The organism is Barrientosiimonas endolithica, from assembly GCF_030296655.1.
Classification (GTDB): Bacteria; Actinomycetota; Actinomycetes; order Actinomycetales; family Dermatophilaceae; genus Barrientosiimonas; species Barrientosiimonas humi.
In genome coordinates this window covers 788,337-813,027 of sequence record NZ_AP027735.1, presented here as the reverse complement: position 1 = coordinate 813,027, position 24,691 = coordinate 788,337, and the positions used below count along the sequence as shown (strand labels likewise).

Annotated in this window: 23 protein-coding genes and 3 pseudogenes; 15 read left to right on the top strand and 11 right to left on the bottom strand. The window is 72.0% G+C overall.

Features of this window, described 5'->3' with window-relative positions; genetic code table 11:
* The first annotated feature begins 44 nt into the window (after positions 1-44).
* The 4 genes and pseudogenes from QUE40_RS04195 to QUE40_RS04180 all read left to right on the top strand — a co-directional run bounded on the left by QUE40_RS04195 (position 45) and on the right by QUE40_RS04180 (position 6,089).
* A complete protein-coding gene (locus tag QUE40_RS04195) occupies positions 45-4,133 on the top strand; it encodes a multifunctional oxoglutarate decarboxylase/oxoglutarate dehydrogenase thiamine pyrophosphate-binding subunit/dihydrolipoyllysine-residue succinyltransferase subunit (protein WP_433997041.1) in 4,089 nt (1,362 codons plus the stop codon).
* A 5-nt stretch (positions 4,134-4,138) separates the two neighbouring features.
* Positions 4,139-5,179 carry a GNAT family N-acetyltransferase gene (locus tag QUE40_RS04190; RefSeq protein WP_142004540.1) on the top strand — a complete coding sequence of 347 codons (1,041 nt, stop codon included), beginning with the start codon at positions 4,139-4,141 and terminating at the stop codon, positions 5,177-5,179.
* A gap of 64 nt (positions 5,180-5,243) precedes the next feature.
* A complete protein-coding gene (locus QUE40_RS04185; RefSeq protein ID WP_170206762.1) occupies positions 5,244-5,420 on the top strand; it encodes a DUF6104 family protein in 177 nt (58 codons plus the stop codon).
* A gap of 13 nt (positions 5,421-5,433) precedes the next feature.
* Positions 5,434-6,089, top strand: a pseudogene (locus tag QUE40_RS04180) (GDSL-type esterase/lipase family protein).
* Between the two features lie 12 nt (positions 6,090-6,101).
* On the opposite strand, the gene QUE40_RS04175 reads toward QUE40_RS04180, so the two are convergent.
* From QUE40_RS04175 to QUE40_RS04165, 3 genes and pseudogenes are all read right to left on the bottom strand, one after another.
* The gene (locus tag QUE40_RS04175; protein WP_289232407.1) at positions 6,102-7,955 is read right to left on the bottom strand and encodes a polysaccharide biosynthesis tyrosine autokinase; all 1,854 of its coding nucleotides are present in this window, start codon (positions 7,953-7,955) and stop codon (positions 6,102-6,104) included.
* Positions 7,956-8,686: 731 nt separating this feature from the next.
* Positions 8,687-8,740: pseudogene (locus QUE40_RS19605) on the bottom strand (hypothetical protein); the annotation flags it as partial.
* 119 nt (positions 8,741-8,859) lie between these two features.
* Positions 8,860-10,026, bottom strand: a complete 1,167-nt coding sequence (locus QUE40_RS04165) for a nucleotide sugar dehydrogenase (protein WP_142004536.1) — start codon at positions 10,024-10,026, stop codon at positions 8,860-8,862.
* A 163-nt stretch (positions 10,027-10,189) separates the two neighbouring features.
* On the opposite strand from QUE40_RS04165, the gene QUE40_RS04160 reads away from it, so the two are divergent.
* The 7 genes from QUE40_RS04160 (at position 10,190) to mctP (ending at position 16,007) form a co-directional block, all read left to right on the top strand.
* The gene (locus QUE40_RS04160; protein WP_142004535.1) at positions 10,190-11,113 is read left to right on the top strand and encodes an ABC transporter substrate-binding protein; all 924 of its coding nucleotides are present in this window, start codon (positions 10,190-10,192) and stop codon (positions 11,111-11,113) included.
* The gene (locus QUE40_RS04155; protein WP_142004534.1) at positions 11,113-12,081 is read left to right on the top strand and encodes an amino acid ABC transporter permease; all 969 of its coding nucleotides are present in this window, start codon (positions 11,113-11,115) and stop codon (positions 12,079-12,081) included. Before QUE40_RS04160 ends, QUE40_RS04155 begins: the two co-directional genes overlap by 1 nt.
* Complete coding sequence (locus QUE40_RS04150) at positions 12,081-12,953, top strand: amino acid ABC transporter ATP-binding protein (protein WP_142004533.1); 873 nt, start codon at positions 12,081-12,083, stop codon at positions 12,951-12,953. The genes QUE40_RS04155 and QUE40_RS04150 overlap by 1 nt, the downstream gene beginning before the upstream one ends.
* A gap of 4 nt (positions 12,954-12,957) precedes the next feature.
* A complete protein-coding gene (locus QUE40_RS04145) occupies positions 12,958-13,269 on the top strand; it encodes a S26 family signal peptidase (protein ID WP_236022237.1) in 312 nt (103 codons plus the stop codon).
* Positions 13,270-13,386: 117 nt separating this feature from the next.
* Complete coding sequence (gene sodN / locus QUE40_RS04140) at positions 13,387-13,794, top strand: superoxide dismutase, Ni (protein WP_142004532.1); 408 nt, start codon at positions 13,387-13,389, stop codon at positions 13,792-13,794.
* Positions 13,795-14,037: 243 nt separating this feature from the next.
* Complete coding sequence (locus tag QUE40_RS04135; protein ID WP_289232406.1) at positions 14,038-14,280, top strand: DUF3311 domain-containing protein; 243 nt, start codon at positions 14,038-14,040, stop codon at positions 14,278-14,280.
* Positions 14,277-16,007, top strand: a complete 1,731-nt coding sequence (gene mctP / locus QUE40_RS04130) for a monocarboxylate uptake permease MctP (protein WP_142004530.1) — start codon at positions 14,277-14,279, stop codon at positions 16,005-16,007. The genes QUE40_RS04135 and mctP overlap by 4 nt, the downstream gene beginning before the upstream one ends.
* A 9-nt stretch (positions 16,008-16,016) precedes the next feature.
* Here mctP and QUE40_RS04125 read toward each other — a convergent pair whose 3' ends face one another.
* The 4 genes from QUE40_RS04125 to QUE40_RS04110 are packed head-to-tail and all read right to left on the bottom strand — an operon-like array spanning position 16,017 to position 18,374.
* Positions 16,017-17,189, bottom strand: a complete 1,173-nt coding sequence (locus QUE40_RS04125; protein WP_289232405.1) for an HD-GYP domain-containing protein — start codon at positions 17,187-17,189, stop codon at positions 16,017-16,019.
* Complete coding sequence (locus QUE40_RS04120) at positions 17,189-17,356, bottom strand: hypothetical protein (protein WP_289232404.1); 168 nt, start codon at positions 17,354-17,356, stop codon at positions 17,189-17,191. Before QUE40_RS04120 ends, QUE40_RS04125 begins: the two co-directional genes overlap by 1 nt.
* Entirely contained in the window at positions 17,353-17,889 is a 537-nt protein-coding gene (locus QUE40_RS04115; RefSeq protein WP_350227128.1) for an HD-GYP domain-containing protein, read from the bottom strand. The genes QUE40_RS04120 and QUE40_RS04115 overlap by 4 nt, the downstream gene beginning before the upstream one ends.
* A complete protein-coding gene (locus QUE40_RS04110; protein ID WP_289232403.1) occupies positions 17,811-18,374 on the bottom strand; it encodes a hypothetical protein in 564 nt (187 codons plus the stop codon). The genes QUE40_RS04115 and QUE40_RS04110 overlap by 79 nt, the downstream gene beginning before the upstream one ends.
* A gap of 637 nt (positions 18,375-19,011) precedes the next feature.
* Here QUE40_RS04110 and QUE40_RS19600 point away from each other — a divergent pair.
* The gene (locus tag QUE40_RS19600; protein WP_370587309.1) at positions 19,012-19,086 is read left to right on the top strand and encodes a 50S ribosomal protein bL37; all 75 of its coding nucleotides are present in this window, start codon (positions 19,012-19,014) and stop codon (positions 19,084-19,086) included.
* A 92-nt stretch (positions 19,087-19,178) separates the two neighbouring features.
* On the opposite strand, the gene rsrA is transcribed toward QUE40_RS19600, so the two are convergent.
* The 4 genes from rsrA to QUE40_RS04085 form a co-directional block, all read right to left on the bottom strand.
* A complete protein-coding gene (rsrA, locus tag QUE40_RS04100; protein ID WP_236022236.1) occupies positions 19,179-19,463 on the bottom strand; it encodes a mycothiol system anti-sigma-R factor in 285 nt (94 codons plus the stop codon).
* Positions 19,460-20,110, bottom strand: coding sequence for a sigma-70 family RNA polymerase sigma factor (locus tag QUE40_RS04095; protein ID WP_170206759.1), 651 nt, complete (start codon positions 20,108-20,110; stop codon positions 19,460-19,462). Before QUE40_RS04095 ends, rsrA begins: the two co-directional genes overlap by 4 nt.
* 118 nt (positions 20,111-20,228) lie before the next feature.
* Positions 20,229-20,924, bottom strand: a complete 696-nt coding sequence (locus QUE40_RS04090) for an alpha/beta hydrolase family protein (protein ID WP_289232402.1) — start codon at positions 20,922-20,924, stop codon at positions 20,229-20,231.
* Entirely contained in the window at positions 20,921-21,763 is an 843-nt protein-coding gene (locus QUE40_RS04085) for an SOS response-associated peptidase (protein WP_142004526.1), read from the bottom strand. The genes QUE40_RS04090 and QUE40_RS04085 overlap by 4 nt, the downstream gene beginning before the upstream one ends.
* Before the next feature lie 102 nt (positions 21,764-21,865).
* On the opposite strand from QUE40_RS04085, the gene QUE40_RS04080 reads away from it, so the two are divergent.
* From QUE40_RS04080 to rsgA, 3 genes and pseudogenes are all read left to right on the top strand, one after another.
* Complete coding sequence (locus QUE40_RS04080) at positions 21,866-22,384, top strand: DoxX family protein (RefSeq protein WP_142004525.1); 519 nt, start codon at positions 21,866-21,868, stop codon at positions 22,382-22,384.
* Positions 22,381-23,680 (top strand): annotated as a pseudogene (aroA, locus tag QUE40_RS04075) (3-phosphoshikimate 1-carboxyvinyltransferase). The gene QUE40_RS04080 and the pseudogene aroA overlap by 4 nt, the downstream one beginning before the upstream one ends.
* 7 nt (positions 23,681-23,687) lie before the next feature.
* Entirely contained in the window at positions 23,688-24,689 is a 1,002-nt protein-coding gene (gene rsgA, locus QUE40_RS04070; RefSeq protein WP_142004523.1) for a ribosome small subunit-dependent GTPase A, read from the top strand.
* Positions 24,690-24,691 lie beyond the last annotated feature (2 nt).

Sequence of the window (24,691 nt, the reverse complement as noted above, 5' to 3'; positions counted from 1 at the left end):
CCAGCAGCGGCGACCCCCTGTCAACGTTCGGCCCGAACGAGTGGTTGGTCGATGAGCTGTACGAGCAGTACAAGCAGGACAAGAACTCCGTCGACAAGGCCTGGTGGGAGTTCTTCGAGACCTACGAGCCGGGCTCTGCCAGCGCGCCCACGTCCGGCAGCGCGTCCACGTCCGGCTCGAGCTCGGCCGGCGAGGCCCGCTCGGCCCCGTCCGCCCCGGCAGGCTCCAACGGATCGTCCGGGGCGTCCGGCGGCCGCGTGAAGGCGCCGACCACCGGCCCGGCGAAGGCCCCCGCCCGCGCGCAGCAGACGTCCTCGAGCAACAGCACGAGCCAGGACGACGCCGCGGACACCAGCTCCCGCGACCAGGCGCCTGAGGCCGACGACACCGAGGCCCCGGCGGCCGACGCCTCGGTCGACAACACCGGCTCCGGCGGCTCCGGGCGCCCGGTCCCCAAGGCCGAGTCGCCCGCCGCTCCCCCGGAGGACTCCCCCGAGGCGCCCGCCGCCGACGACGAGACCGGCACCGGCGTGACCCCGGACCTGCCGATGGGCGAGCCCACCAACGAGGAGCGCGAGCGCAACCACACCGCGCCCGGCCAGCCCAAGCCGTCCGAGGCCGAGGGCAGCGCGAGCGCTCTCACCCCGCGCGACGAGTTCAGCACCACGCTGGAGCCGGTGGAGGAGAAGGAGACCGACACCGTCCCGCTGCGCGGCGTGGCCGCCCGCATCGTCACCAACATGGAGGACAGCCTCAGCGTCCCCACCGCCACCAGCGTGCGGGCGATCCCGGCGAAGCTGCTGATCGACAACCGCATCGTCATCAACAACCACCTCGCCCGCAGCCGCGGCGGCAAGGTGAGCTTCACCCACCTCATCGGCTATGCCATCGTCAAGGCCCTCAAGACGATGCCGGAGATGAACTACGCCCTCACCGAGGACGACAAGGGCAAGCCGTCGCTGGTCAAGCCCGGCCACGTCAACTTCGGCCTGGCCATCGACCTGCAGAAGGACGACGGCACCCGCACCCTCGTCGTGCCCAACATCAAGGGCGCCGAGACGATGTCGTTCGCCCAGTTCTGGACGGCGTACGAGGACATGGTCCGCAAGGCCCGGGGCAACAAGCTGGAGCTGTCCGACTACCAGGGCACCACCATCTCGCTGACCAACCCCGGCGGCATCGGCACCAACCACTCCGTCCCGCGCCTGATGCGCGGCGCCGGCGCGATCATCGGCGTCGGCTCGCTCGACTACCCCGCCGAGTGGCAGGGCGCGAGCAACGAGCAGCTGGTCCGCAACGCCGTCAGCAAGATCCTCACGCTGACCTCGACGTACGACCACCGCGTGATCCAGGGCGCGGTGTCCGGCGAGTTCCTGCGCCGGGTGCACCAGCTGCTGCTCGGCGAGGGCGAGTTCTACGACGAGATCTTCGCCGCGCTGCGCATCCCGTACGAGCCGATCCGCTGGGTGCAGGACATCGCCGTCACCCACGACGACGACATCAACAAGGTCGCGCGGGTGCAGGAGCTGATCCACGCCTACCGGGTGCGCGGTCACCTGATGGCCGACACCGACCCGCTGGAGTACCGCCAGCGCAAGCACCCCGACCTCGACATCACCCGGCACGGCCTCACCCTGTGGGACCTCGACCGGACCTTCCCCACCGGCGGGTTCGGCGGGCAGCCGTTCCTGAAGCTGCGCAAGATCCTCGGCATCCTGCGCGACTCCTACTGCCGCACCATCGGCATCGAGTACATGCACATCCAGGACCCCGAGGAGCGCGAGTGGGTCCAGGAGAAGGTCGAGGTGCCGTTCGCCAAGCCGACCTCCGACGAGCAGCTGCGCATCCTGCGCCGGCTCAACGCGGCCGAGGCGTTCGAGACCTTCCTGCAGACCAAGTACGTCGGTCAGAAGCGGTTCAGCCTCGAGGGCGGCGAGTCCGTCATCGCGCTGCTCGACAAGATCATGTACGAGGCCGCCGACGACGGCATGGACGAGGTCTGCATCGGCATGCCGCACCGCGGCCGGCTGAACGTGCTGGCCAACATCGCCGGCAAGTCCTACGGCCAGATCTTCCGCGAGTTCGAGGGCACCCAGGACCCCAAGTCGGTCCAGGGCTCGGGCGACGTGAAGTACCACCTGGGCACCGAGGGCGAGTTCGTCTCCGACGACGGCAAGAAGACCAAGGTCTACCTCGCCGCGAACCCCTCGCACCTGGAGGCGGTCAACCCGGTGCTCGAGGGCATCGCGCGCGCCAAGCAGGACCGCATCAACCTGGCCGGCACCGCCTTCACCGTGCTGCCGGTGCTGATGCACGGCGACGCCGCGTTCGCCGGCCAGGGCGTCGTGGCCGAGACGCTGAACCTCAGCCAGCTGCGCGGTTACCGCACCGGCGGCACGATCCACATCGTCGTCAACAACCAGGTCGGCTTCACCACCGCGCCGAGCAGCTCGCGCAGCTCGACCTACTCCACCGACGTGGCCCGCATGGTGCAGGCACCGATCTTCCACGTCAACGGCGACGACCCCGAGGCCTGCGTGCGGGTGGCCGAGCTGGCGTACGAGTTCCGCCAGAAGTTCCACAAGGACGTCGTCATCGATCTCATCTGCTACCGGCGGCGCGGGCACAACGAGGGCGACGACCCCTCGATGACCCAGCCGCTGATGTACGAGCTGATCGAGGCCAAGCGCAGCGTCCGCAAGCTCTACACCGAGGCGCTCATCGGCCGTGGCGACATCACCGTCGAGGACGCCGAGGCCGCGCTGAAGGACTACCAGAAGCAGCTGGAGCAGGTGTTCGTCGAGACCAAGGAGGCCCGCAAGGCCGCCGCGGCCTCGAGCTCCGACGCCGCCCAGAACGTCGAGTCGGAGGCCCGGCAGGGCACCGACGCCGAGGGCGAGACCGGTCTGGAGCGTCCGTCGGCCCAGCGCGACGACGACGAGGCCGGCGCGCTCAGCATCGACCGGCCGACCGCGATCGACGACCGCGACCTGAAGCTCATCGGCGACACGTGGGTCAACCCGCCGGAGGGCTTCACGCTGCACCCCAAGCTGAAGCAGCTCATGGAGAAGCGCACCGCGATGGTCTCCAGCGGCGGCATCGACTGGGCGATGGGCGAGCTCATCGCGTTCGGCTCGCTGATGCTCGACGGCACCCCGGTCCGCCTCGCCGGCCAGGACTCCCGCCGCGGCACCTTCGTGCAGCGGCACGCGGTGCTCATCGACAAGGTCACCGGCAAGGAGTGGACGCCGCTGCGCTACCTGTCCGACGGGCAGGCGTGGCTGTGGATCTACGACTCGCTGCTGTCGGAGTACGCCGCGATGGGCTTCGAGTACGGCTACTCCGTCGAGCGGCCCGACGCGCTGGTGCTGTGGGAGGCCCAGTTCGGCGACTTCGTCAACGGCGCCCAGATGATCGTCGACGAGTTCATCTCCTCCTCCGAGCAGAAGTGGGCGCAGCGCTCGTCGGTCGTGCTGCTGCTGCCGCACGGCTACGAGGGGCAGGGGCCCGACCACTCCTCGGCACGCATCGAGCGCTTCCTGCAGATGTTCGCCGAGGACAACATGACGATCGCCTACCCCAGCACCCCGGCGAACTACTTCCACCTGCTGCGCCGCCAGGCGTACGCCCGGCCCCGCCGCCCGCTGATCGTCTTCACGCCGAAGCAGCTGCTGCGGCTGAAGGCGGCGACCTCGAGCCCGCACGAGTTCACCAGCGGCACGTTCCAGCCGGTGATCGCCGACGCCGCCCAGCTGAGCGGCGACCAGGTCACCCGCGTGCTGCTGGCCTCGAGCCGGGTCGTGTACGACCTCGAGGCCGAGCGCACCAAGCGCGGCGACGAGGCGACGGCGATCGTGCGCGTCGAGCAGCTCGCCCCGCTGCCGGGCGCCGAGATCGCCGAGGTCGTGAAGACCTACCCCAACGCCGAACTGGTGTGGGTCCAGGACGAGCCGGAGAACCAGGGCGCGTGGCCGTTCATGGCGCTCAACCTGCCGGGTCAGCTCGCGCAGCACGGTGAGAACCGGCCGCTGCGCGTGGTGAGCCGTCCGGCCTCCGCCTCCCCGGCGACCGGCAGCAGCAAGAAGCACCAGGCGCAGCAGGCCGAGCTCGTCGCCAAGGCGTTCGACCGCTGAGCCGGATGGCCCCGCCGCCCAAGCCCGACGTGCCCACGCTCGACCTCCGGTCGGGCTGGGCCGTCCGGGTGCCGGTGGCGGGCGACGTCGAACCGCTCGTACGCCTGGTGCAGCGCCGGCGCGAACGCGTGCGCGGCAAGGCCTCGCCGGTCGACCTCGACACCGTCGCGTCCGAGGTCACCGGCACCGGCTCGTGGACGCGCGACCAGGTCGTCGTCGTCGACGAGTCGGGCACCGTCCGAGCGTGGGCGTCGGTGCACGACCGCGCCGCCGGCCGCACCAACATCGACCTGACCGTGTGCCCGGATCTGCCTGCGGCACAACAGGACTCGCTGGCGGCAGGGCTGCTGGAGTGGATCGTCGCGACTGCTCGTTACGTCGGCGCCCAGCGCTTCGTCGAGCACACCCAGCTCGACGCCACGGTCTACGAGGGCGACGCGCAGCTGGCGGAGTGGTACGCCTCGGTCGGGCTGCGGCACACCCGCACCTGGCTGCAGATGACGCGGCCCACCGCCCCCGGTGACGCCGACCTGCCGCAGCCGCGCGAGGGCGTGCACGTCCGGCGGGTCGCCACGCACGAGACCGGGATGCCGGTGGCCGAGGACCTGCGGGCCGTGCACCAGGTGCTCGAGGAGTCCTTCGAGGACCACTTCAACTCCTACCGCGAGAGCTTCGCCGAGTTCGCGCAGCGGCTGCGCGAGGACCCCGGCCACCGGTGGGACCACTGGTGGCTCGCGACGGTCGACACCGACGAGGGGCCCGTGCTCGGCGGCGGTGTGGTCAGCTCCGTGCTGCCCCCGGACGCCTCCGGCCGGCCGGGCAGCTACATCGACTACATCGGGGTGCACCGCCGGGCGCGCGGGCGCGGCGTCGCCAAGGCGCTGCTGTTCACCGTGCTGCGCGACGCCGCTGAGCGGGGTCGCGGCCGCGTGGGCCTCGAGGTGGACGCCGACTCCCCCACCGGCGCCGACGGGCTCTACACCTCGCTCGGCTGGGTCACCGACTACCGCACCCAGTCGTGGCAGCGGGACATCGACGTCACCTGAGCGACCTCGCGCGCGGGCGGTGCGCCGCGCGGATCCCGGGCACCCGTCGCGATAATCTCGGCGCGTGTATTTCACCGACCGCGGCATCGAGGAGCTGGCGCAGCGGCGCGGCGACGACGAGGTGACGCTGGCCTGGCTCGCCGACCAGCTGCGCACGTTCGTCGACCTCAACCCCGAGTTCGAGGTGCCGGTCGAGCGGCTGGCCACCTGGCTGGCGCGGTTGGACGACGAGGACGAATGACGAGAGCGACGGTATGACCTACCCGCACCAGGGCAGCGAGCCCGACTTCACCCCCAGCGCCGAGTTCCACGTGACCGACGGTCCGCGCGACATCGGGCTGTGCTTCGTCGGCGACTCCTACGTCGCCGGGGTCGGCGACCCCAAGGCTCTCGGCTGGGTGTCCCGGGTGGTCGCGCGCACCCCGCACACGGACGTACGCCTGCGCTCCTACAACCTCGGCGTCGCCGGTGAGTCCTCGACCGACGTGCTCGCCCGCTGGCGCCAGGAGACCGCGCCCCGCTGGGCTCCCCGGTCAACGAGAAGCGCCTGGTCGTCGGCTTCGGCACCAACGACGTCGAGGCCGGCATGACCACCGCCCGCTCTCGGCTCAACCTCGCCAACATCCTCGACGACGCGTCGACGACCGGCATCGCGGCGTTCGTCGTCGGGCCGCCCCCGACCGCCGACCCCGACCTCAACCAGCGCCTCGAGGTGCTGGTCGACGCCCAGGCCGACGTGTGCGCCCGCCGCCGCATCACCTATGTCGACTGCTTCCGCCCGCTGCTCGGTCACGACCAGTGGCAGAGCGACCTCGCGGCCGGTGACGGCTTCCACCCGGGCCAGGCCGGCTACGGGCTCATCGCCTGGCTGGTGCTGCACGCCGGCTGGCAGGGGTGGTTGCAGCTCTGAGACGACGGGGCCTCAGCCCGCCAGCTGCTCGTCCACCCACGCGCGCAGCCGCCGCCGGAAGACCGGCTCGTCGAAGTCCATCGCCCGGTCGCGGCAGTCCTGCGCGGACGCGGCGAGCGCCTGCTCGACCGCGGCGCGCACCGGCTCGCGGCGCCACTCGGCCACGTGGGCGCCGGTGACGCCGTCGAGCACCGACTCGGTGACGCCGCCCCGCGCGCTGCTCAGCACGGGGGTGCCGGCGGCCATCGCCTCGACCGGCAGGATGCCGAAGTCCTCCACCGCCGGGAAGACGAACACCGACGCCCGCCGCAGCAGCGCGTGCAGCAGGGCGCTGCTCGGCCGGCTGACGAACGTCACGGGCACACCCGCGGCCGCGCCCTGCTCGCGCAGCGGCTGCTCCAGCGGCCCGCCGCCGGCGATCACGACCGGCAGGTCGGCGTGCTCCCCTGCCTCGATCACGAGGTCGAGCCGCTTGTAGCCCACGAACCGCGAGGCCCCGAGCACGAAGACCTCGGGCAGCGCGTCGAGCACCCGCCGCTCGGCGTCGGTCAGGTCGTGGTCGTCTCCGGCCGCGATCGCCCCCGCTGCCACCGGGGGCGGGATGACCACGCTGTCCCTGCCCCACGTGCGCGCCACCCGGTCGCGCACGAACGCGCTGTTGGTCGCGAACGCGTGCGCACCCGAGACCAGCCGGCGGTCCAGGTGACGCAGCGGCGGGGCCACCGCGCGCACGAACCGCGACGACCCCCGCCCGTCCAGCTCCGGCTCCCAGACATAGCGGGCGGGGCTGTGCACGTAGACCAGCTTGCGCAGGTCGGGCGAGGCCGGGAAGCGCGCCTGAGCGGCGAAGGCGTACGACCCGATCAGGGCCCAGTCGTATCGCCCCGGGCGACGCCACCACGTGGGCAGCATCAGCGGCAGCGCCGCGGCCTTGTGCCGCCGCAGGGGCGTGCGCGCCAGCCAGCTGTCGACCACGCGCCGACCGGGGTAGCGCTGCGGCGCGTCGTCCCACAGGCACGCGATGTCGGCGTCGGGGAACTCCGCGGCCATGGCGTCGAGCACCTGCTCCGCGCCGCCGTGGGCCTCGATCCACTCGTGCACCAGCACGCCGGTCATCGCAGCGGATCTCCTTGATCGACAGGGGTTCTCGGGCGCAAGCAGGTCAGGACGAGACGTGCTTCGGTCGCCGACGGTAGGCCGACCGCTCCCCTCGCCCGGGGCGGTCCGCCGCTCGATCTCGGCACCCGACTGATCCGGTATGTCGGTGGCGGCCTCGTCGAAGATCGCACCGCGGGCGTGCCGCGGCGGCTCGTCGCTCTCGTCCGGCTCGCGCCGGGACAGGTCGGTGCCGTAGCCGAACCGGGTGTCGGCGGCCACGATGCGCTTGAACTGCTTGCCGCTGACCTGGGTCAGCACGGCGCCCAGCAGCTGCCCGCCGACCCGGTTGATCGCGGCGACCGCGCGCGACAGCGTGGGCTCGCGGGCGCCCGCCGCCGAGATGACCAGCAGCGCGCCGTCCGCGCTCGCGCTCAGCAGCGCCGCGTCACGGTGCTCCAGCAGCGGCGGCGAGTCGAGCACGACCATCGCGTCGCGCCCGAGGGTGAGCAGCAGGTGGTGCATGCGGGCCGAGCTGAGCAGTCCGCTCGGGTTGGGCGGCAGGTGGCCGGCGGTGAGCACCCGCAGGTTGGCCCGGTCGCCCTCCTGCACGGCGTCGGTGAGCGCGACGCTGCCGGCGAGCACCTGGGTGAGCCCCACGCGCGCGTCGAGCTGGAAGATGTCGGCCACGGCCGGCTCGCGCAGGTCGGCGTCGATGAGCACCACCCGCTGGCCGGCGTCGGCCATCGTGCGGGCGAGGTTGGCGGCCACCGTCGAGGACCCTCGCCGGCCCGCGCCGCGGTGACCACCACGGTGCGCGGCGCGTGGTCGACGTTGACGAACGTCAGGTTGGTGCGCAGCTGCTGCAGGGCGTCGCGGGTGGTGTGGCTGCCCGCGCCGCGCGGCACCCGGTCGCGCGCCTCGAGGTCCTTCGACGCCGGCAGCACGCTCAGCACGCTGGTGCCGATGTGCCGCTCGACGTCGGACTGGTCACGCACGCGCCCGGCCCGGCGACGGCGCGCGAGCGCGACGAGCAGTCCGAGCAGCAGCCCCAGCAGGGCGCCGATCGGCAGGATCCACTCCGGGTGCGGCTCGGTGGGATGGGTGGGCAGGTGGGCGTTCTGGATCGGCTCGATATCGACCCCGGACGAGGCCCCGTCGAGGCGTCTCGCCTGGCCGCGCATCGCCTGCACGACCCCGTCGGCGAGCCGCTGGGCCTCCCGCGGCGTCGAGCCGGTCACGCTGACCGAGATGGTCGGGGTGTCGCGCACGTGCTCGGCGCTCACCCGGGCCGCCAGCTGGTCGGGCTCGAGGTCGAGCCCCAGCGCCCGCACGGTCTCCCGTGCGGTGTCGACGCTCGTCGCCAGCGGCACCCAGGAGCGCGCCTTGGCCATGGCGACCGCCGACGGCGGCCCCTCCGACGAGCGCCCACCGCCGGCCGAGCCGTCCTGCGGCACGACGTACGCGACCGCGGTCGCGGTGTAGACCGGCTCGCGCCAGCGCCAGTATCCGGCGGCTGCCGCCGTCCCCACCAGCGTGAACGCGACGAGCAGCACCCAGTGGGTGCGGATCGTCCTCCACACGTCCTCGAGCGTCACGGCTGCTCCCAGTGCTCCTCTCGGCCGAACCACCCGTCCACGACGGTGCTCGTCGGCCTAACCCCCGAGCGTCAGGTTCAGTCGCGGCCGAAAAGGTCTCGGGTGTAGACCTTGTCCTCGACCGAGGCCAGGGCCGGCGAACGGCGGTTGGTCAGGATGACGTCCGACCGGCTGATGAACTCCTCGACGTCGGGCACCACCTCGGAGTGGAAGAACTCCTTGTCGGTCAGCGTCGGCTCGTGCACCAGCACCTCGACGCCCTTGGCCTTGAGCCGCTTCATCACGCCCTGGATGGAGGACATCCGGAAGTTGTCCGAGCCCTCCTTCATGACCAGGCGGTAGAGGCCGACGACCTTGGGGCGGCGGCGCAGGATGTCTTCGGCGATGAAGTCCTTGCGCGTGGTGTTGGAGTCGACGATCGCGCGGATGAGGTTCTGCGGGACGTCCTGGTAGTTGGCCAGCAGCTGCCGCGTGTCCTTCGGCAGGCAGTAGCCGCCGTAGCCGAACGAGGGGTTGTTGTAGTGCAGGCCGATGCGCGGGTCGAGCCCGACGCCCTCGATCACCGCGCGCGGGTCGATGCCGCGGGAGAGGGCGTAGGTGTCGAGCTCGTTGAAGAACGCGACGCGCATCGCCAGGAAGGTGTTGGCGAACAGCTTGATCGCCTCGGCCTCGGCCGCGCCCGTGAGCAGCACCGGCACGTCGTCGTCGAGCGAACCCTCGCTCAGCAGGTCGGCGAAGACCTTGGCCTCGGGGCTGTCGCCGCCGACGATGATCCGGCTCGGGTGCAGGTTGTCGTAGAGCGCGCGGCCCTCGCGCAGGAACTCCGGGGAGAACAGGATGGTCAGGCCCGGGTGCTTGGCACGCATCCGGTCGGTGAACCCGACGGGGATGGTCGACTTGATGACCGCGCTCGCCTGCGGGGCCACGCTCTCGACCTGGGCCAGCACGGCCTCGACGGTGGAGGTGTCGAAGAAGTCCTTCTCCGGGTCGTAGTTGGTCGGGGTGGAGATGATGACCAGCTCGGCGCCCGACAGCGCGTCCTCGGCGTCGAGGGTCGCGCGCAGGTCGAGCTCGCGGTTGGCGAGGTAGTCCTCCAGGTCGGGATCGACGATCGGCGAGCGCCGCTCGTTGACGGCCTCGACCCGGCCGGCATCGACGTCGAGCGCGACCACGGGGTGGCGCTGCGCGAGGATGACGGCGTTGGCGAGGCCCACGTAACCCAGACCGACCACGGCAATCTTCATGACGCCAGCGTAACCGCGTCGGGCCACCCTTGCGGACGGCCGCACCCGGGTCACGGTGCGGAGAACCTTTCCGGGTGCTCCGGGCCACCGGGCGGGGTTGCTGGCACACTCTGCACGTCCGGCACCCAGTCGGCCGGCGTCAGCCCGTGGAAGGACCCCCGTCATGCGCAGTCGTACCCGTCGTCCTGCCCTCCCGATCGTCACGGCCGCCGCCGCTGCCGCGTCGCTCGCCCTCGCCGCCTGCGGCTCCGACACCCTCGAGCCGGGCGGCAGCGCCTCCTCCGCCGCCCCGACGGTGAGCGCCACCAAGGACACCGCGCTGGCCGGCCAGGTGCCCGAGAAGTACAGGTCGAAGGGGACGCTCAACGTCGGCACCGACGCGACCTACCCGCCGAACGAGTACTTCGACTCCGACGGCAAGACGATCGTCGGCATGGACGTCGAGCTGCTGACGGCCGCCCTCGGCAAGCTCGGTCTGAAGGCCAACTTCCAGAACGCCGGCTTCGACAGCCTCATCCTCGGCATCAAGGGCGGCAAGTACGACCTCGGCATCTCCTCGTTCACGATCAACAACGAGCGCAAGCAGACGGTCTCCTTCACCTCCTACTTCACCGCCGGCACCCAGTGGGTCACCGCCAAGGGCAACCCCAAGAAGGTCAACCCCGACTCCCCCTGCGGCCTGTCGATGTCGGTGCAGAAGGGCACGGTGCAGGTCACCGACCTGCAGAACCGCAGCAAGAAGTGCACCGGCGAGGGCAAGCAGCCGATCAAGCTGCTCATCCAGGACAACCAGACCCGGGCCACCCTCGACCTGACCTCGGGCCGCGTCGACGCCATGGCGGCCGACCTGCCCGTCTCGGTCGACGCGGTCAACAAGAGCGGGGGCAAGCTGGAGCTCGTCGGCAAGAACTACGACTCCGCGCCCTACGGCGTGGCCTTCCCCAAGGGTGACGAGGCGTTCGGCCAGGCCCTCGCCAAGGCGTTCACCGCGATGAAGTCCGACGGGTCGTACGACAAGATCCTGGACAAGTACGGCACCAAGGCCGGCGCCATCAGCACCTTCGCCGTGAACCCCGCGACCGACTGATGTCGGCCGACACCTCCGCTCGGCCGGACGCGCCGGCCGAGCGACCGGGCAAGATCGACGCCAAGCCCGTACGCCATCCCTGGCGCTGGGTCGCGCTGGCGGGCATCGCCGTGGTCGTCGCGATGGGCATCAGCTCCCTGGTGACCAACCCCGCGTGGGACCTCGGCTTCGTGCCGAACGTCATGAACTACACGCCGGTGCTCGAGGGGCTCGCCAAGGGCACCATCGTCGTGACGATCGGGGCGATGATCCTCGGCGTGACGCTCGGCGTGACCCTCGCGGTGATGCGCCTGTCGGACAACCCGGTGCTGCGCGGCGTGGCGTTCGTCTACACCTGGTTCTTCCGGGCGATCCCGCGCCTGGTGCTGCTGGTCTTCCTCGGCAGCGCCGGCGCGCTCTATCCCGTGCTCGACATCGGGGTGCCGTTCGGCAAGGAGCTGTCGGACTGGGTGGGGCTGTCGAACGACCTGACGTTCTTCTCGCTCAACGTCAACGCCCTCTCGCAGACCATCTGGGTCGGCATCATCGGGCTCGGCCTGTCCGAGGCGGCCTACATGGCCGAGATCGCCCGCGCCGGCATCCTGTCGGTCGACACCGGCCAGAACGAGGCGGCCAAGGCCCTCGGCATGAGCAACGGCAAGGCGATGCGGCGGATCATCCTGCCGCAGGCGATGCGGGTCATCGTCCCGCCGACCGGCAACGAGACCATCGCGATGGTCAAGGACACCTCGCTGATGTTCGCCATCCCGATCTCGATGGAGCTGTGGTTCCAGGTCGACCAGGTCGCCAACGACACCTTCCGGGTCATCGGCGCCTACCTCGCCGGGTTCGCCTGGTACCTCATCATCTGCACGATCTTGATGATCGGGCAGTACTACCTGGAGCGGCACTTCGGCCGTGGCTACGGCACGCGCGAGAACAACGCCCGCAAGCTGGCGACGATGATCGGAAGAGGCGGTTCCTCCTGATGACCACCACCCGCGGTGACCAGGCGCTCGTCGACGCCGTCAACGTCACGAAGTCCTTCCACGGCAACGAGGTTCTCTCGGGCATCGACATCCAGGTGCACGAGGGCGAGGTCGTCTGCCTGCTCGGACCGTCCGGCTCGGGCAAGACCACCTTCCTGCGCTGCATCAACCAGCTGGAGACCATCGACGGCGGCCGGATCTTCGTCGACGGCGAGCTCATGGGTTACGAGGACAAGGGCGGCCAGCTGCACCGGCTGCACGACAAGCGGATCGCCGCCCAGCGCGGCGAGATCGGCATGGTCTTCCAGCGGTTCAACCTCTTCCCGCACAAGACCGCGCTCGAGAACGTCATGGAGGCGCCGGTCCAGGTCCGCCGCGTCAGCAAGGGCGAGGCGCGCCGCGCCGCGCTGGAGCTGCTCGACCGCGTCGGGCTGAGCGAGCGCGCCGACCACTACCCCGCGCAGCTGTCCGGCGGTCAGCAGCAGCGGGTCGCGATCGCCCGGGCGCTGGCCATGAAGCCGCGTCTGATGCTGTTCGACGAGCCCACCTCGGCGCTCGACCCCGAGCTCGTCGGCGAGGTGCTCACCGTGATGCGCGAGCTCGCCCAGGACGGCATGACCATGATCGTGGTCACCCACGAGATGGCGTTCGCCCGCGAGGTCGCCGACCGGGTCGTGTTCATGGACGGCGGCGTCGTCGTCGAGGCCGGCCCGCCCGAGGCGGTCATCGGCAACCCGCAGCACGAGCGCACCAAGGCCTTCCTGTCCCGCGTGCACGCCGAGGAGACCAACCGCGAGGAGGCGCTCACCGACCCGCTGCACGCGCACATCCACGACGACGCGACCGGCGCGAGCCGCGCCGGCGACGCCTGACCGGGTGCCGCTGCCTCTCGGCATCGCGGTCGTGCGCGGCCGCTCGATGGAGCCGACGTACGTCGACGGTGACCGCCTGCTCGTGCGCTACGGCGCGCGCGTGCGCGCCGGACGGGCCCACGTGGTGCAGCTGCCCGCCGGGCCCGACGGACCCCGCCCGCTCGCGGTGAAACGGGTCGTGCGAGCGGTCGGCACGCAGTGGTGGGTGGAGTCGGACCGCACCGACGCCCCGGGCGCCGTGGACTCCCGGTCGGTGGGGCCGCTGCCGGCGAGCGCCGTGGTCGCCCGGGTGCTGCTGCGCCTGCCCCGGCGCTGAGCGCTCAGCCCTCCTGCGACGAGGTCGCATCTGGCTGGGGCCCCTGCTCCCCGGCGCCGGCGCTGGGTAGCGTGCGAAGTGTTCGAGCCAGGCCACCAGACCGAAGGGATTCGCCCCATGCTTGCCCGTCTGTTCGCCCCCACCGTCGAGGTCAGCGCCCACTGCGACCTCCCGTGTGGCGTGTACGACCCCGCCCAGGCCCGCATCGAGGCCGAGTCGGTCAAGGCCATCTGCGAGAAGGTCGCCGACAAGCCCGACGACGCCGACTTCCGCATGCGCGCAATGATCATCAAGGAGCAGCGCTCCGAGCTGGTCAAGCACCACCTGTGGGTGCTGTGGACCGACTACTTCAAGCCCCCGCACTTCGAGAAGTACCCCCAGCTGAACACGCTGGTGAACGAGGCCACCAAGCTCGCCGGCGCGACCGGCACCAAGGGCAGCTTCGACGTCGATGTCGCCGACCAGCTGCTCGGCAAGATCGACGAGATCGCCAAGATCTTCGCCGAGACGAAGAAGGCCTCCTGACCACGGCCCAGCACGACTGACGAGGCGCCCCGGACCCAGTCCGGGGCGCCTCGTCGTCTCGCCGCGCGAGAGCCCGCGCGCCGTTGGGCAAAACCGGCCGCCGCGCGCCCCGGCTCCGGTAAGTTCGGCGTGCTTCTGGCCAGGTCGGCCACCAGCGCGAAGGAGGACGAAGGTGTCCCAGGACGTCCCGCGGCGCCCCGACGGAGTCCCCCGTCGAACCGCCCCCTGCTGTGGGCAGCCGGCGTGCTGCTCCTGCTGCCCATGATCGCCATCGCCGCCGTGCCGACGTACGCCCGCACCGGCCCCAGGCTCGGCGCCTTCCCCTTCTTCGTGTGGTACCAGCTGCTGTGGGTCTTCCTCACGGCGGCCTGCACGCTGAGCGCGCACGCGCTGATCAAGCGCGCCCGCGGCACCGGCGCCCCCGCCGACCCGGTCGACACGATGCGCCGCGAGCACGGTGACGACGAGCAGGAGCCGCGCGCATGACCGGGCTGCTCGCGGCCGCACCGAGCGCCGCCGACCCCAGCACCCCCAACACGGGCGTCAACACCGTCGCCGTCGTCATCCTCGTGCTGCTGTTCGCCGTGGTGACGATCATGGGCTTCCTCGCCTCGCGCTGGCGCCGCGCCGACTCGCTGGACTCCCTCGACGAGTGGGGCCTCGGCGGGCGCAGCTTCGGCACCTGGATCACCTGGTTCCTGCTGGGCGGCGACCTCTACACGGCCTACACCTTCATCGCGGTTCCCGCGGCGATGTACGGCGCGGGTGCGGTGTCCGGATTCTTCGCCGTCCCCTACACGATCATCGTCTACCCGATGATCTTCTTCTTCATGTCGCGGCTGTGGTCGGTGAGCCACCGCCACGGCTACGTCACCGCGGCCGACTTCGTGCAGGGGCGGTACGGCTCGCGCGGCCTCGCGCTCGCGGTCGCCGCGACCGGGTTCATCGCGACGATGCCCTACATCGCGCTGCAGCTGGTCGGCATCCAGGCCGTCCTCGAGGTGGCCGGCATCGGCGGCAGCGACAACATCGTCGCCAAGGACGCGCCGCTGTTTGTCGCGTTCGCGCTGCTCGCGGCCTACACCTACTCCAGCGGTCTGCGCGCGCCCGCGATCATCGCGTTCGTCAAGGACCTGCTGATCTACCTGGTGATCATCGTCGCGATCCTCTACCTGCCGGGCAAGGTCGGCGGCTGGGACACGATCTTCTCCGCGGCCGAGCAGAAGATGAACACCCCCAACCCCGCGACGGGCAAGCCGACAGGGGCGTTCGTCCCCGCGTCGACCCAGCACATCGCGTACGCCACGCTCGCCTTCGGTTCGGCGATGGCGCTGTTCATGTACCCGCACTCGATCACCGCCGTGCTCTCCTCCAAGAGCCGCGACACGATCCGTCGCAACGCCTCGATCCTGCCGGCCTACTCGTTCGTGCTCGCGCTGCTGGCGCTGCTCGGCTGGGTCGCGATCGCGGCCGGCACCCAGCCCATCGGGCTCGACGGCAAGCCGAACCCGCAGCTCGTGGTGCCGCAGCTGATCGAGGACCAGTTCCCCGACTGGTTCACCGGGATCGCCTTCGCGGCCATCGCGATCGGTGCGCTGGTGCCGGCGGCGATCATGTCGATCGCGGCCGCCAACACCTTCACCCGCAACGTCTACAAGGCGTGGATCCGGCCCGAGGCGACCCCCGCGCAGGAGGCGAAGGTCTCCAAGCTGGTGTCGCTGGCGGTCAAGCTGTTCGCGCTGGGCTTCGTTCTCACGCTCGACAAGCAGAACGCCATCAACTTCCAGCTGCTCGGCGGCATCTGGATCCTGCAGACGTTCCCGGCGATCGTGTGCGGCCTCTACACCCGCTGGTTCCACCGGTGGGCGCTGCTGGCCGGCTGGGCGGTCGGCTTCGGCTACGGCACGTACGCCGCCTACACCGTGTCCAGCCCCGCGACCGAGCACTTCGGCGGCTCGCTGCTGGACATCCCGCTGATCAAGCAGCTGGGCTACATCGCGCTCACGGCGTTCGTGCTCAACATGCTCGTCGCCGCGCTGCTGACCCTGATCTTCCGGGCGGCCGGCGTGCCCGACGGCAAGGACGCGACGGCACCGGGTGACTACTACGCCGACGCCGGGGACCCGCGGGTCGACCAGTACGACCAGGACCCGTTCGAGCCGACCGTCGACGAGCAGGAGGGCGGCGCACGCGGCGCGGCCGGCCGGGCCTGACCTCGCGGCTCAGGCCGCGCGGGTCACCCGCTCGGTGACCTCGGTCAGCGCGTCGACGACCTCGGGGTCGTACTCGTAGCCGAGCCCCAGCAGGATCCGCTCGAGCGCGGCGTCGCGGTCGCCGCGCGTGCCGCCGAGGTCGTCGAAAGCGTTGCAGACCTTCAGGATTCGCGCTGCCCGTGAGAGCGGACGGCCCTCCTCGCGCAGGATCCGGAACGGCGTCGGGTGCTCGCTGATGATGGTGGCGGGGCGGTCCATCGCCTCGGTGCGCCGCACGATCGCGGCGCCGTCGTCGGCGATTCGCTCCTGGTCGACGGGTGCGAGGCCGACGGTCGCCCCGCCGGGGATCGGGTCGCGCAGCGCGACCTGACCGATGTCGTGCAGCAGCGCGGCGGCCTCGAGGTCGACCAGCTCGCGGTCGGTCAGGTGCATCGCCCGCCCGACGACGTCGCACAGCGCCGCGACGCGCTCGGAGTGCCCCTCGCGGGTGTATCCGGCGAGGTCGGTCATCCGCGACAGCGCGGCGATGGACTGCTGCCGGGCGCGACCCGCGCGGCGCTGGCGCTGGATGGCGAACCCCATCAGCACCAGCGGGGTGAGGAACAGCGGCACGGCGAACAGACTGAGCGCCCGCAGGCCGAGCGCCACCACGACGGCGGCCGACATGGCGGCCAGGGTGACCGGGAGGGCCGAGCGCACGTCCTCCTGGAAGAAGTGCCACCGCGCGCGATGACCGCCGCGCGGCCGCAGGAGGAGCTGCAGCGCGAACGCCAGCACGGTCGCGGCCAGCAGCACCGCGAGCATCAGCAGCGCCACCTGCCAGCGCACGTGGGTGCCGTCGGTCGCGGCAGCCACCAGGGTGCGACCTCCCGGACCGAGCGGCACCTCGCGATAGACGACCGCGACGAGGGACAGGACGAGCAGGCGTACGGCGTAGTGGTGGACCCGGGGCCGCCCGCCCGTGCGGTGCTGGAGCCAGGCCGCGCCGAGCAGCATGGCCGCGACCTGGGCGATGACCACCTCGGCCGCGCCGTAGCCGAGCGTGCGCCCGTCGAGCTCGCCCGCGAGCGCGAGCCCTGCGGTGGCGGCCCCGGACAGCGGGAACATCATCGGGTGGTCCTGCCCGTCGAGGCGCAGCGCCTCCCCGGCCAGCATCGCGAGGAAGAAGCAGCCGAGCACCATCAGCTCGGGGTGCCGAGCCGCTCGCCCCGCAGGCGCAGCACGAACGCGACGATCACGGTGAGAGCGGCCAGCACCACGACGAGGGTCTGGGCCCACGGCCGCGGCTGCACCCGGGCCAGCCCCGGCGTCGCGGCCTGCCCGGTGGGAACGGAGGACTCCCCGCTCACCGCGGCACCCCCGAGGCCATCAGGTCGGACACCTCGGGGGCGTCGTGGTCGAGCGGCAGGTCGGGGCCGGCGGGGCGCGGCCGGTCGACGATCCGGCCGCGGTCCCACGCGGCGCGCAGCGCGGCGACGCAGCGCGGGTCCAGGTGGGTGCCGGCGCGGGCGTCGACGATCTCCAGCGCCTGCTCCGGCGGCATCCGGTCGCGGCCCCAGGTGAGCGCGACGTAGACGTCGGCCACGGCCACGATGCGCGCGAGCAGCGGGATCCGCTCGGCGGCGAGGCCCTGCGGATAGCCGTCGCCGTCCCAGCGCTCGTGGTGGTGCAGGATCGCGCTGCGCGACTCCTCCAGGAAGTCGATGTGCTGCAGCATCTGCACGCCGCGGGTCGGGTGCTCGGCGATGCGCCGCGCCCGGTCCGGCGTGAGGTGGCGGGCCTCGCCGCGCTCGGGCGGGGCGATCAGCCCCACGTTGTGCAGCGCCGCCGCGAACTGCAGCGCCTCGGACATCCGCGGGGTGAGGCCGAGCTGCTCACCGATGGCCTCGCAGACTTCGCCGACCCGCTCCCCTGTCCGCGCCGCTGGGCGCCGCGAGTCTCCACGGCAGCCACGAGCGTGCGCACGGTGCGCAGCTGGGTCTCGCGCTCCTCGACCAGGCCGCTGATCGACCACTGGGCCAGCATGAGCGGGGCGACGACCAGCAGCAGGCTCAGCGGTCCGAGCCGCTCGACCTGCCAGAGCACGACGAACAGGAACCCGACGAGGCCGTAGCCGAGGTAGAGCACGAGACCGTCGCGCGAGGTGTGCAGGAAGGCGAAGCGCAGAGACGTTCCCCCTGACAGCCGCAGGATGCCGGCGATCAGGGCGGCGTTGAGCAGCATCATGACCAGCGTGGCGACCAGCAGGGGCAGCAGCAGGCCAGCCAACAGATCCGTGACGCCGGAACTGGCTCCGAAGACCATGGCCCCGCCCGCGCCGAGATAGACGCAGCCGCCGGCCAGGCCGATGAGGCCCGTCTGGGCCATATTGAACGCCCGCGCGATCGCAGGCGTCCCGCGCGGCTGGACGAGCGCTGGCAGGGCGCCCACCAAGGCAGCCCCCACCGGGCCGACAAGCGGGATGGCTGCGGTCAGGATGACGGAGATGAACGAGACGGAGGTCCTCCGCTCAGACTCCACGCGCCGCAGCAGCTCCGCCGCCAGCCCAAGACCGATCAGCAGGGCGAGCGTCGGTGGGTGCAGGCGAACCGGGCCCCACCATGTGCCGGCCGCCACACCGAGCGCGAGTGCCAGCAGCAGTGCCGAGACGTAGCGCCAAGGCCACGGACCCCTCGCCGGGAGCCGTGGGGGCTCTGGCGAGGGGTCCGCAGTGTGTGAGGGGTTAGCGCTTGGAGTCACTTGCCCCCGGGACCAGGGTTCCAGCCGATAACAGTCGGCGACTGGGGAACCGAGCCGGACAGGAGCAAGAGCAGCTGCTCGTTCATGGACTTCCTCTCGTCGACCCCACGATCGGGGGACCGGGGGTGCGCGGTGCCATGAGGGGACATGACAACGCGCATTCTGCCATGCGGAAGACGCGCTCGGTTGGGTGCCGTGCCGCCGAATGTGCGACGATGGCGGGCGATTCCGGCTCTCGTGCCGGAGCGAACCCAAGGAGATCTCCATGAGCAAGCGCGCCCGCAAGCGTCGCTCGCGCAAGGGCAAGGGCGCCAACCACGGCAAGCGCCCCAACGCCTGAGCCGACGAGCCAGCGCACAAGAACAGCCCCCGCAGCGCCATCACGGCGCACGGGGGCTGTCTCGTGCTCGGGGTCGGACGAGCCGGGCCGGATCAGCCCTGGCGGCGCACCTCGACGGTGGTTACCGACACGGTGGTGATCTGGGTGAGGATCTGGGCCCGCAGCTTCTCGGGGGCCTGCTCGCAGGCGCACGAGCGGCGGACGAGCGCCTTGAGCAGCTGGTCACGCTCGTACTCCGTCACGCAGGGCGGGCACTCCTCGAGGTGCTGCTTGAGGCGGGCCACGTCACGCTCGTCGAGCTCGCCGTCGAGGTAGGCGTAGATCTGCTCGATGACGGCCCGGCAGTCGGGCTTGTCGATGGACTGCTCAGCGGTCACGACCGAGCCTCCTCACGCACGAAGCCACGCTCGACGGCGTAGTCGGTGAGCAGCTCGCGCAGCTGGCGACGCCCACGGTGCAGGCGCGACATCACGGTGCCGATCGGGGTGTCCATGATCTCGGCGATCTCCTTGTAGGCGAACCCCTCGACGTCGGCGAGGTAGACCGCCATCCGGAAGTCGTCGGGGAGCTCCTGCAGCGCCCGCTTGACGTCGTCGTCGGGCAGGTGGTCGAGCGCGTCGGACTCGGCCGAGCGCAGACCCGTCGAGCTGTGCGACTCGGCGCGGTGCAGCTGGTAGTCCTCGATGTCGGCCGCGTCGGACTGCTGCGGCTGGCGCTGCTTCTTGCGGTAGCTGTTGATGTAGGTGTTGGTCAGGATCCGGTAGAGCCAGGCCTTGAGGTTGGTGCCGGGCTTGTACTGGTGGAAGGCGGCGTACGCCTTCGCATAGGTCTCCTGCACCAGGTCTTCGGCGTCGGCCGGGTTGCGCGTGTTGCGCAGCGCGGCGGAGTAGAGCTGGTCGAGGTAGGGCATCGCCTCGCGCTCGAACCGAGCGGCACGCTCGGCCTGCGACTCGTTGGCGACGTCGACCTCGCTGTCGCGACCGGCGTCGGCAGACGCGGTGCCAGGGGCGTGGGTGTCACTCATCGCGCCCCAGCCTAGTGCGCCGGGCTGACCGCCTCCTGTGCCCGAAAGCATGGGCTCGGGCACGGCGCCGGTCGGTGCGTTCGCTGCCAGCAGCAAGGGTCCTCCTCGGGAAAATCGCTCACCCCCTGCAACGGCACCGGGGTGGCGCACATTCCCACCCGGGAGGGGGTGGGGGCCGGCGGTCAGGCATGGGCGGGCAGGCCGCCGAGCCAGTCACGGACGGCCGCGAGCACGTCGTCGGGGTGCCGACTGAAGCTGTGGTCGCCGCGCGCGGCGAAGACCTGGGCCTGCGCCCCCAGTGCGGCGCGGACGTCGTCGGGTGTGCCGAACGGGTCGCGCTCCCCTGCACGACGCCGAGCGGCAGCCCGGCGTCGAGCACCAGCTGCGCCTCGAAGGCCCGCGACTTCTCCGGCTTGCCGGGCGGGTGGAGCGGGAAGGAGAGCGCGAGCACGGCGTCGGCGCCGACCTCGGTCGCCGTGCGGCACGCGACGCGCGCGCCGGCGGAGCGACCGCCCTGGATCAGCGGCCGCGGCAGCGCCCAGCGGCCGCTGGTCAGGGCGGCCACGATCGGCAGCCACGCCTGGTCGAGCACGGGCGGGCGCGGGGCCAGCTTCTTGCCGGCGACGCGCCAGGGCTGCTCGACGAGGACGTACGTCCACCCGTCGTCGACGAGTGCGGTGAGCGCCTGCAGGTCCTTGGCCTCGATGCCGCCGCCTGCGCCGTGACTCAGCACGATCGACCCGCGGGGTTCGCGCGCCCGCTGCACGTGCGCGCGGGCGAGACCGACCGGCGTCTCGATCTCCTTGACGCTCAACGGAACTCGCCCCCGAGGATCTCACCCGTCTCGGGGTCGACGACCCCTTCGAGCTCGGACTCGGCGACCGGCTCGACCAGGCCTGGGCCGTTGCTGCGACCCGACCCGACGCCCCGCCCGACCGGCCACGCCTCGAAGCGCCCCGTGGGTGCGTCGGCGAGCAGCGCCCGCACCTCGTCGGGGTCCGTGGTCGCCGGGTCGAGCCAGTCGGCCCAGCGGTCACGGTCGAGCACGACCGGCTGCCGGTCGTGGATCCGGTCCAGGCCCGGCTCGGCGGCCGTGGTGACGATGGTGAACGAGGCCAGCCAGGCGTCCGGGTCGTCGTCGGCGAGCGAGCGGCCGCGCCAGAACTCGTAGAGCCCCGCGAAGGCCAGCCGGTCGCCGTCGGCCCGGTGCACGAAGAACGGCTGCTTGCGCGGTTTGCCCTTGGCGTCGAGGGCGGTCGGGCTGACCTGCCACTCGTACCACCCGTCGGCGGGCACCAGGCAGCGCCGCGCGACCGCGGCCTTGACGAACGCGCCCTTGTCGAGCAGCGTCTCGGAGCGCGCGTTGATCATCCGCAGCCCGACCTTGGGGTCCTTGGCCCACGCGGGCACCAGACCCCAGGTGAGCAGCCGCAGCTGGCGCTGCGGCGGGGCCTCGCGGTCCTCGCGCGGGGCGCGGGTGAGCACGACGGGCGCCTGCTTGGTGGGGGCCATGTTGTAGTCGGGCGTGCCGGCGGGCGGCGACTGCGGCGACTTCAGCACGCTGCGGGTGATCTCGTGCAGGCGCTCCTCGTCGACCTCGAACTCCTCGACGAGGTCGTCGGGGCTCGCGCTCGCGGCATAACGACCACACATGCCGATCAGCCTACGAGCGACCCCCGGCTCCCCTCGCCGCCGCGCCCGGGACCGCATAACGTAGGTCGCATCCGTTGACACGCCCCAACCCGAGGAGCGCACATGCTGATCCGGCGTCTGGCCCGGCCGATGCTCGCGTCGTACTTCATCGTCGAAGGTCTCAACCGGCTGCGCAAGCCGCAGGAGGCTGCGGCCGAGGCGGCCCCGTTCGTCGAGATGGCCGCCCAGCAGACCGGCCTGCCGAACAACCCCGAGCTGGTCGTCCGCACGAGCGGCGCGGCCCAGCTCTCCGGCGGCGCCCTGCTCGCGACCGGCCGCTTCCCGCGCCCGGCGTCGGCCCTGCTCGCCGGCGCCCTCGCGCCGAGCACCTATGTGCACCAGGCGTTCTGGGCCGAGTCCGACCCGAAGGTCAAGGCTCAGAAGAAGGCGAACTTCCTGCGCAACGTCGCCATCCTCGGCGGCGTGATCCTGGCCGCGGTCGACACCGAGGGCAAGCCCAGCCTGCGCTGGCGCGCGGCGGCCGGTGCCGCCGAGACCGGCCGCAGCGCCCGTCGGGCCGCCCGCAGCGCGCGCCGCGAGGCCAAGCTGCTGGCCCGTCAGGCAGGAAATTCACTGCCTTGAGTTCTGCTCATACCCACCCCGGCACCGTGACCACCGACTGGCCGGCGCCCGTCGCCGACGGGCCCATCGACGCCACGGTCACGGTGCCGGGCAGCAAGTCCCTCACCAACCGCTTCCTCGTGCTGGCCGCGCTGGCCGGCGACGAGAGCCTGCTGCGGCGGCCGCTGCGCTCGCGCGACACGCTGCTGATGGCGCAGGCGCTGCGCTCCCTCGGCACCGTCATCGAGGACACCGACGACGGCTGGCTCGTGACCCCGGCCCCGCTGCGCGGTCCGACCCAGGTCGACTGCGGCCTCGCCGGCACGGTGATGCGCTTCCTGCCGCCCGTCGCCGGCCTGGCCGACGGGCCGGTGCACTTCGACGGCGACCCGCACGCCCGCACCCGGCCCATGGGTCCGGTGCTCGGAGCGCTCCGGACGCTGGGCGTACAGATCGACGACGAGGGTCGCGACGGCATGCCGTTCACCGTCCAGGGCGTCGGGACGGTGCCCGGCGGGTCGGTGCGATTCGACGCCTCGGCCAGCTCGCAGTTCGTCTCGGCGCTGCTGCTCGCGGGCGCCCGGTTCGAGCAGGGCGTGCGCGTCATCCACGACGGCAAGCCGCTGCCCTCGCAGCCGCACATCGACATGACCGTCGAGGTGCTGCGCGACGCCGGCGTCATGGTCGACGACACCGACGCCAACACCTGGGTCGTCGAGCCCGGCGAGATCCACTCCTCGACGTCGAGGTCGAGCCCGACCTGTCCAACGCCGCGCCGTTCGTCGCCGCCGCGCTCGTCGCGGGCGGGACCGTGCGGGTGCCGGCCTGGCCGCAGTTCACCACCCAGGCGGGCGACGCGATCCGCGACATCCTCGACGCGATGGGCGCCGACGTCGCCCTGACCCGCGACGGACTCACCGTCTCCGGCACCGGCGAGATCGTCGGCATCGACATCGACCTGCACGACGTCGGCGAGCTCACCCCCGTGGTCGCCGCGCTCGCAGCCCTGGCCGACTCCCCTCGCACCTGCGCGGCATCGCGCACCTGCGCGGGCACGAGACCGACCGGCTCGCCGCCCTCGCCACCGAGCTCAACCGGCTCGGCGGCGACGTGAGCGAGACCGAGGACGGGCTCACCATCCGGCCCCGGCCGCTGCACGGCGACCTGTTCCGCACGTACGCCGACCACCGGATGGCCATGGCCGCCGCCGTGCTCGGTCTGCGGGTGCCCGGGCTGGTCATCGAGAACGTCGAGACCACCGGCAAGACCCTGCCCGCCTTCCCGCGGTTGTGGGAGCAGCTGGCCGGGGTCGGGTGAGGCAGGCGTGAGCGGTCGTCGGGTCTATGACGAGTCCGACGTCCGCGTGCGGCCGAACCGGCGCGGCAGCCGCCCCCGCACCAAGGACCGGCCCGCCCACCTCGACGCCGTCGTCGGCATGGTCGTCGCCGTCGACCGCGGCCGCTGGACCGTGCTCGTCGACGATCGGCTGGTCACCGCCATGCGCGCCCGCGAGCTCGGCCGCACCAGCATCGTCGTCGGCGACCGGGTGGCGCTGGTCGGCGACACCACCGGCGCCGAGGGCAGCCTCGCGCGCATCGTGCGGGTCGAGGAGCGCAGCACCCTGCTGCGCCGCACCGCCGACGACACCGACCCCGTCGAGCGGGTGCTGGTGGCCAACGCCGACCAGCTGGCGATCGTCACCGCCCTCGCCGACCCCGAGCCGCGGCCGCGCATGGTCGACCGCTGCCTGGTCGCGGCCTACGACGCCGGCATGGACCCGCTGCTCGTGCTCACCAAGGCCGACCTGGTCGACCCCGAGGGCTTCCTCGGCCGCTACGCCCCTCTCGACGTCCCCTGGGTCGTCACCCGGGTCGTCGACGGGCAGGTCGTCGGCCTGGATGACGTACGCCAACGGCTGGACGGGCGGGTCAGCGTGCTCGTCGGGCACTCGGGTGTCGGCAAGTCCACCCTGGTCAACGCGCTGGTGCCCGACGCGGCGCGGGCCACGGGCGACGTGAACGCCGTGACCGGGCGCGGCCGGCACACCTCGACGTCGGCGGTCGCCCTGGAGCTGCCCGAGGGCGGCTGGGTGGTCGACACCCCGGGGGTGCGCTCGTTCGGGCTGGCGCACGTCGACCCCGGGCGGATCGTGCACCTGTTCCCCGACCTCGAGCCGGGCACCGTCGACTGCCCGCGCGGCTGCACCCACGACGAGGACGACTGCGGTCTGGACGCCTATGTCGCCGCCGGCCACGCCGGCCCGGCGGGCGAGGCACGGCTGGAGTCGCTGCGCCGACTCCTGCGATCGCGTACGGGCGGGGACTGAGC